Annotated in this window: 2 protein-coding genes; both read left to right on the top strand. The window is 49.1% G+C overall.

From position 1 onward, the window contains the following. The first annotated feature begins 58 nt into the window (after nt 1-58). Nucleotides 59-1,231, top strand: coding sequence for an ATP-binding protein (locus PHU49_16475; GenBank protein MDD5245605.1), 1,173 nt, complete (start codon nt 59-61; stop codon nt 1,229-1,231). Then, on the top strand, nt 1,221-2,957 hold the full coding sequence (locus PHU49_16470; protein ID MDD5245604.1) for a UvrD-helicase domain-containing protein: 1,737 nt from the start codon (nt 1,221-1,223) through the stop codon (nt 2,955-2,957). The genes PHU49_16475 and PHU49_16470 overlap by 11 nt, the downstream gene beginning before the upstream one ends. Nucleotides 2,958-3,004: the final 47 nt, after the last annotated feature.

Here is a 3,004-nt window from a genome sequence, read left to right as displayed (position 1 = left end):
GGGTTGTCCATGCTAAAAAATGATTGAATGTTTGTAAAATAGAAGTTATACTTCTAATATGCAAACCTTAATAAAAAGAAATGCGGAATCAACCATTCTGAATGATCTCCGTACATTCCCTGTTGTCGCTATATTTGGCCCCCGTCAGTGTGGAAAATCCACCCTTGCAAAAATGCTTCGGAAACACATCAAGAACTTTTTGTATCTCGATCTCGAAAGCCCCGCAGATCTGAGAAAACTCGATGACCCTGAGCTTTTTTTTGATGCCAACAAAGAAAACACCATCTGCCTCGATGAAATCCAGCGCAAACCCGATCTGTTTCCTGTCCTGAAAAGCTTTATCGACCGCTACAGAAAAACCAGCAGGGTTATTATTCTTGGTTCGGCATCGGGAGATTTGATACGTCAAAGCTCAGAATCGCTGGCCGGGAGAATATCCTTTATTGAATTAACGCCTTTTGTCATGACAGAAGTTGCAGACCTGCGGAATTATGCCTTGTCTTTCCATTGGTTCCGTGGCGGATATCCTGACAGCCTCCTATCACCTGATGACAGTACAAGCAACCGGTGGAGAGAAAACTTTATCCGCACCTTCATAGAACGGGACATCCCTCAACTCGGAGTCAACATACCTGCCCTTAAACTCCGTAGATTTCTTACAATGTGCGCTCATAATCAGGGACAGCTTTTAAACAGTTCCAAGCTTGCCGGGTCCCTCGGTGTTTCATACCACACTATCAGAAATTATATCGACCTCCTCGAGCAGACCTTTGTCGTCCGTACGCTCAAACCCTATGAGCCAAATATTAAAAAGAGGATTATCAAATCACCAAAGGTGTATATCAGGGATTCGGGTCTGCTTCATAGTTTACTCGAAATAGAAAACTTTAATGAACTGATGGGACATCCGGTCTTCGGGGCCTCCTATGAGGGGTTTGTTCTGGAGAATATCCTGGCAGAACTACAGAATTGGAGAGGCCTTTTTTACCGGACATCATCCGGCAATGAGATCGATCTTATCCTGACAAAAGGTACAAAAAGGGTTGCCGTAGAGATCAAGGCATCAAAAGCGCCGAATCTCTCAAGGGGATTCTGGGGTGCCCTTGATGATATGCGGATCAATGACGCATGGATCATCGCGCCCGTAGAAGAATCGTACCCTATAAAACAGAGGGTAACAGTCTCGGGGATGGATCACTTCATCAGACATATGAAAGGAAATGGACATTGAAACAAGGATATTGAGTGGTCTAAACGAGTCGCAGCGGGAGGCAGTAACAGCCATTGACGGCCCTGTTATCGTTGTTGCCGGTCCCGGCACAGGGAAGACCCTTACCATCGTCAGGAGGATAGCCTATTGTATCTATCGGGGGGTACAACCAGGGCATGTCCTCGCCGTAACATTCACGAACCGCGCCGCACAGGAGATGAAAGAGCGCACCCGCACCTTCCTTGGAAAGGATTCCGGCGCCGTGTTTACCGGCACGTTTCACATGCTGGGACTGACGATCATCCGTGACAATACACCACAGGATTTTGTAATCTACGCAAGAAATGAGCAAATCAACTTCTTGAAGACCATACTTAAGGATCAGGGCGGAAAGGCCCAGGAGGCAGCAGAAAGGATATCCCGTATAAAAAATCTCTTAACGGACGCAGACCGTGAGATACGGCCCGTCTATGAACAATACCAATCATTGCTCCGCGAAAAGAACGCCTTTGACTTCGATGACCTGATCCTCACGCCGATAGAGATGCTGGGCAACGACGCCCTGCTCGGAAAGTACAGGGACAGGTTCAGGTATATCATTGTCGATGAATATCAGGACATAAACCCGGCACAGTACAGGCTCTTAAGGCTCCTCGCGGGAGATAAGGGCAATATCTGCGTTGTCGGCGATTCAGACCAGGCGATATACGCCTTCAGGGGCGCCGATATATCGAATTTCCTGAATTTTGAAAAGGATTTTATCGGTGCCGGGAGGATAACCCTGAGCCATAATTACCGCTCAACGGCCACCATAGTCCGGGCTTCGGATATGGCGATCCGGAACAACATACACAGGATCGGACGGACGCTCGATCCCGTCAGGGGGGACGGGAAACGGATCACCGTTGTCTCCGTGCCGGACGAAAAGGCGGAAGGGGAATTTATCGTCAACGAGATCGAGACAAGGATCGGCGGCACGAGCCACTACCAACTGCTGAACCCCCGATACGGAGAGGGCGCATCCGATACCGCCTGCAGCTTCTCTGATTTTGCGGTGGCCTTCAGGACAAACGCGCAGGCAGAAACAATAGGAGAGGTCTTCGAGACGTCGGGGATCCCCTACCAGATACTCGGTAACCGGTATCACGGAAAAGGCAAAACCATTGCAGATATCATTGCGCGGCTCAGGGAGTATACCGGCAGTAACAACGGGGCCGTCCTGACGGCAGCAACCTCCGTGAATGACCTCGTCGGGAAGGTCCTCGAAGAACTTGACGTTGAAGATGCTGGTCTGTCGTACCGGTTCTTTGAAGATCTTATCAGGATGCATATTGCCGACGGCAAGATGGCCACTCTGAACGATATCCTCAATACGCTGAGCCTCCTCACGCCCCTCGACGATTTCGACCCGCGGGCGGATGCCGTTACGCTTATGACCCTTCACGGGGCAAAAGGGCTTGAGTTTAAGGTCCTCTTCCTGACGGGGGTCGAAGAAGGCCTGATACCCTACACCCTCCGGAATGGTTGTGACGATATAGAGGAGGAGAGAAGACTTTTCTATGTCGGCATGACGAGGGCAAAAGAGGAACTCTTTCTCGTTCATGCCCGTCGCAGATTTCTTTATGGCAAGGACACAACCCCGCAGCCGTCACCATTTATCAGGGAAATACCTGAAATGTTTACGCAAAAAGCAATTGTGCCTGATAAAACAAAAAAACGCCGGAAAAAGCAGATGAAGTTATTTTAGGCCATTGACGTAGCCTTTTTCAGTATTATATTAATCGGATACGGAGG

This window comes from Syntrophorhabdaceae bacterium (assembly GCA_028713955.1).
GTDB lineage: Bacteria > Desulfobacterota > Syntrophorhabdia > Syntrophorhabdales > Syntrophorhabdaceae > UBA5609.
Note: the sequence above shows the minus strand (reverse complement) of the source record. Positions and strands in the feature narration are given on the sequence as shown.